The sequence below is a fragment of the Collinsella sp. BIOML-A6 genome (assembly GCF_009875845.1).
GTDB classification, from domain to species: domain Bacteria; phylum Actinomycetota; class Coriobacteriia; order Coriobacteriales; family Coriobacteriaceae; genus Collinsella; species Collinsella aerofaciens_H.
The window spans coordinates 1-5,355 of the sequence record NZ_WWSL01000049.1 but is presented as its reverse complement, the minus strand read 5'-3'; the positions used below and the strand labels follow the sequence as shown (position 1 = coordinate 5,355).

2 protein-coding genes are annotated in these 5,355 nt (G+C 56.6%); both read left to right on the top strand.

What is annotated here, in order from left to right; translation table 11 throughout:
• Window positions 1–807: 807 nt before the first annotated feature.
• Window positions 808–2,610, top strand: a complete 1,803-nt coding sequence (locus GT495_RS10505; RefSeq protein WP_161162593.1) for an extracellular solute-binding protein — start codon at window positions 808–810, stop codon at window positions 2,608–2,610.
• Window positions 2,610–5,297: an ATP-binding protein gene (locus GT495_RS11190; protein ID WP_161162592.1), complete on the top strand. Its 2,688-nt coding sequence runs from the start codon at window positions 2,610–2,612 to the stop codon at window positions 5,295–5,297. Before GT495_RS10505 ends, GT495_RS11190 begins: the two co-directional genes overlap by 1 nt.
• Window positions 5,298–5,355: the final 58 nt, after the last annotated feature.

The window sequence follows — 5,355 nt, the reverse complement described above, 5'->3', positions numbered from 1 at the left end:
GGGGCCGCGGGGGCGTTCGGCTAACTGCGGGAACGGCCTATTTGCTCAATGTGTTCGGCTGAGATCGGAAATCAACCCCTGCTATCGAACCCTTGATTCTCATTTTCATTGCAACAGCCTCAGGACTCAGCGCAACGCGTTGCGCTCGGTGTCCCTATTTTCACAAAAGGCCAAGCAGTAGGACGCAAGCAAATTGGGCTTTTTGGTTTTAGAGATCGTGCCAGAGGAGTTGATTTCAGCCAGCTTGGCTAACATTGCAGCCATTGCTTCTGTCTTAGTCTTGCAGCGAACCGTATAAGTTGGGGATCGTCTATAGCGCCCCGTTTCTTTGAATAGTTTTCAACAATTCATTGAGTGCGGTTTGGCTAAAGCTGTTAGTAATATGTTGGTAAAAGCGTAGGTGCAGCTAGCGGAGGTAAAAGACACAAACTGCCATGTTTATCTGCGATTATATGGTGTTCAATGACGCTGGATGAATGGTAGGGGGTAGCATTAAATCATATCTCCTAAAGCGGGTGTCGACGGTCCGAATCCGCCCGGGGGCACCAGAGATATGCCGAGCCCGGTACCGCAACGGTGCCGGGCTCTTCTGGCCTTGAATACGAACGGCCTTACCGTCCTTTATTTCGTGCAGATAATGATGCCCCCAAGAGATGGAACTCTTCGGATAAACTTTACTTTTATATCGCATCAGATAATAGCCCCAGTTAATTAATGGGATAATGGAGAACTACATATGAAAGAGAATAGAGGAGAAAGGGCGGTCTTTACCCCTCACACCTCGCCAAAAGGGGAAAGGATCATCGAATGAAGAGAAAGATGATCGGCCGTGCACTCCTAGCGTTTGCGTGTTCCGTGGTACTGCTTGCCGGCACGCTGGTGGGCTGCGGGGGTTCGGGTGCGGCGGGATCCGATGGCGAACACGAGGCAATAACCATCATGGCACCTTTCCGCAACGTCAGCGCGTTCAAGGACATGGTTGCCGAGAAGTACCCGGAGATCAACCTCGAGATCATCCCTTACAGCGGTAAGAACTACACTGCGTACACCCAGGCATCCCTTAAGGCGGACGATATGTCGGACATCTACTTTGCGACCGTGTATGAGCCGAGCTACGAGCACGTGGGCGACAAGCTCATCGACTTGTCAGGCTATGATTTTACTGACAAATACACCGAGGCCCGCCTCCAAGACGTGACAGACAACGGTGCCATCTACATGCTGCCCACCTGCTACAGCTGTCTGGGCATTACCTACAACAAGACGCTGCTTAAAGAGCATGGCTGGGAGCTTCCCACTAACTTAAAAGAGCTCGAGGAGCTTGCATCCAAGGCCAAGGAGGCAGGCGTGAACCTCTGCCTCACCCAGATTCAGTACCCGGGCTTTGGCTTCCAGTATTGGTGCAACATCCTCGACACCAGCTTCTTCAACACCCCTGATGGCGTCCAGTGGCGTGCCGACTTCCTTGACGGCAAGGCCACGGTTGCAGGGTCTGAGGAGTTAAAGACGGCTATGGAGGACCTCGACAAGTGGCGTGACTTGGGCATGCTCAACGATGGGGGCGACCCTGTTAGTGATGATGTTACGAGGGAGGAGTTTGCCAAGGGCAACACCCTCTTCATGCTCGGCAACAACAACGACTTCTCCGACGGTGACACCACGGACGAGTTCGGCTTGATGCCCTATCTGTCAAAGGATGGCAGAGACAATGCCTTTATTCTGCAAACCACGAGTTATGTGGGCCTGAACAAGCATCTGCAGGATTCCGGTAACGAGCAAAAGCTCGAGGATGCCCTGCATGTGATGGAGGTTTTCTCCACGGTCGAGGGCATGCAAGCCTTCAACCCCGCGTACAGCGACTCCACGCTGCTGCCGCTCAAGGATTATACGCCCAAGGCCGACGGCTATTATGCGGAGATCTTGGACCAGCTCAACGAGGGCCTCACCGCTCCGTTTATATACTCTGGCTGGGAAGATCTCATCGTTCCCATCGGAAATGCAGGTCTAGACTACATCAAGGGTAAGGCCAGCTTGGCCGACTTCGAGACGGCAATCGACGACAGCCAGTCCCTCATTGTGGACAACAAGTCTCAGGTGTTCACCACGGTTACGAAGAAGCTCGATACGGACGCCTGCGCCAAGCTCGTCGGAATCTGCTTTGCCAAGGCGACGGGCAGCGACCTGGCGCTCATCTCAACCAACAAGTACTATCCCTACTCCGGCACCCGCGACGAGCTCAACGTCGACGGCGTGAGTGGTGCGCTCTTTGCCGGCGACGTTACGGACATGGAGATTTCCTCCATCGTCCCCACGGGTTGGACTGATAACATCAAGACCGTCACGCTTGCGGGCAAGCGCGTCAAGGACCTGATGGACTCCGGTTACGACCGTGCGGGCGATGGCAATGTCTACCCGTACGTGCTCGCCGCTCCGGAAGGCTTTAAGATCGACGACAACGCTACCTACAAGGTCGCCGTTGCGGGTGTGACCGATGAGGTGGCCAAGGAGGGCAATCTTGAGGACAGCGGCGTGCTCGGTCTGGATGCCATGAAAGAGTACCTGAGCAAGTTTGAGACCCTATCTCCCGCGGATGTAGCTTGGAACGATTAGTGCCGAATCATAACGATAAACAAAGAGGTCTGCGTTCGCTCGTGCTCAAGCGCGCGGATGCGGACTTCTCCGCAAAGCAAGCCAAAACGGTGTTCATGGTGTTTCTCGCCATCGTCATCGCGGGCGCCTTGCTGTTCTTGAATATGTACGGTCGCTACAACGATCGCGTGCTCTACGAGGAGCGTCTCAGCCAGATGGGCGAGGTGACCACGGAGCTCTTTGACGGCCTCGACGATATCATCGACAGCAAATGGCGCGCCGTTGACACGCAGGTCAACTATCTGTGCGATGAGAGCCCGCAGGATGTGGAAGCGCTCGTGTCCCTCATGGAGAGGCAGCACCGTTTGGCTAATCTTGGGGACGAGGGCACCGATATCATCATGGTTGACGACAAGGGGCGCTACTACACCCAGACGGGCCCCAAGGGGTCCATGCAGGAGATGGATCATCTGCTTGGCAATCCCGAGCGCATCAACTACGTGACCACTACGATGACGACCAACAAGACCTTGATGGTGTTTCTCGAGCGCCTTGAGCAGCCTGTTCGTCTGTCGCTTGGCGACGGCCAAGATACCAAGATCGTTTACGCCGGCCTTCTGTGCAATATGGAGGAGCTCGAGCCCTATTTCTCATGCGAGGCATATAACGGGGCGAACAACGTCATCGTTGTCGACAACGACGGCTCCAAACTCTTCAGCAGCAACAACAGCCCGATCAGGGGACACAACGCCTTCAGCGTCTTGAAGCAGATGCGGTACCTGCACGGCAGCTCCTTTGACAAGGCTGCCGCAGAGCTTGAGGCAAATGGCGTCGCTTATTCGAACGCCGTACTTGACGACGAGGGGTACTACTACGCCTTGAGTCGCATGGACAGCGCCGATTGGACGCTCGTCTTCCTGGTGCCGGCTCGCTATGTCGCGACAAATACCGTTGAGCTCGTCAACACGACGGTTAAGCTCGTCATGGGCTTTGCGTTTGCGCTCGTGACAGCATGCGCTGTGGCGATTAACATTGTCTTGCGTTCCAAGCAGCGCCAGGTGCTCGAGATCGAGCATAAGAACGCAGAGGGTCTCAAGCGCGTCAACGCCGAGCTCGACACCAAGAACGAGGAGCTTGAGTTTGCGGTGCGCGATGCCCAGGTGGCGCGCTCCCAGGCAGAGGCCTCCAACCACGCCAAGAGCGATTTTCTCGCCAACATGTCTCACGATATCCGCACGCCTATGAATGCCATCGTCGGCATTACAAATCTCATAGAGCACGGGACGACCAGCCCGGAGCAGCTTGCGGACTACATCCAGAAAATCAAGCTCTCGAGCAATCACATGCTCAGCCTTATCAACGACATCCTCGACATGAGCAAGATCGAGTCCGACAAGGTCGAATTGCAACTCGTGCCGGTGAGCTTGGCGGAGCAGATCAACCAAGTTGACAACATTATCCGTGCCCAAGCCTTGGGACGCCATCACGGGTTCCATATCTTCGTCAACGACCTGCGCCACGAGTATCTTGTTGCCGATGGTGTCAGGCTGCGGCAGACCATCCTTAACCTACTTTCCAACGCGGTCAAGTACACGCCGGACGGCGGTCAGGTCGAGCTCAGCATCACGGAGCTTAACAGCGGCGATGCCGACTATGCACGCTTGCTTTTCGAGGTGACCGACACGGGCATCGGCATGGATGAGGAGTTCCTCAAGTACATCTTTGACCCGTTCTCCCGCGCGGAGTCCTCGGGTACGAACAAAGTCCAGGGTACGGGCCTGGGCATGGCCATCGCCAAGAACATTGTCGAGCTCATGGGCGGCAGCATCGAGGTCGAGAGCAAACCGGGTAAGGGTTCGAAGTTTACGGTCGTCCTCGACTTGGCCATCGACAAGGACGCGAGCTACGACATCGGCGTGGAGCGGATGCTGCTTGTGTGCGGCGAGCAGCGTCTCCAGCGCAATGTCAGCATGCGCTGCGAGGAGGCCGGCATCGTCCTCGATGTTGCAAAGAGCGTTGAGGACGCATGTGCGGGCGCAGCTGCGCACATGGCAGACGTCATCCTGCTTGCAGGTTGTGTTGACGACCCTGCGCTCGGGGCGAGCATCGCGGCGCTGCGAGAGGCGGCAGGGGAGGACGGGCCGCTCGTCTTCTGCGTCGACTATGCTCTGCGTGGGCAGGTCACCCAGCGCGTCGTGGCTGCCGGAGCCGATGGCTTCGTCTCGCGTCCGTTCTTCTTGGCGGAGCTCGAGGGCGTCGTGCGCCGCGTCTATGGCAGCACGGCGACGCCGACATCCGATACCTCTGTGCTTAACGGCATGCGCTTCTTGTGCGCGGAGGACAACCAGCTCAACGCAGAGATTCTCAGCGCGTTACTCGAGATGAGCGGTGCGAGCTGTGAGGTCTGCCCCGATGGTGCAGCGATTGTCGAGCGCTTTGCCAGCGTCAAGCCCGGCGAGTTCGACGCCATCCTCATGGACATCCAGATGCCGAGGATGAATGGCTTGGAGGCGACGCGTGCCATTCGCATGGGTGCTAACCCGCTCGGCGCCGTCATTCCCATCATCGCCATGACGGCGAACGCGTTTTCCGAGGATGTGCGCAGCAGCCTGGAGGCGGGCATGACCGCGCACACTTCCAAGCCCATCGACATCAGCCTACTCGAGAAGACGATGGAGAAGCTTGTCGCCCATTACAGTCTGAAATAGGCCATCGATAAATTTCGATGGCGAGCATTCGGCGCATTGCCTACGATACGGGCAAGCC

Coding starts and splice junctions, on each gene's coding strand:
- GT495_RS10505 (WP_161162593.1), top strand. CDS start 808: ATGAAGAGAAAGATGATCGGCCGTGCACTCCTAGCGTTTGCGTGTTCC.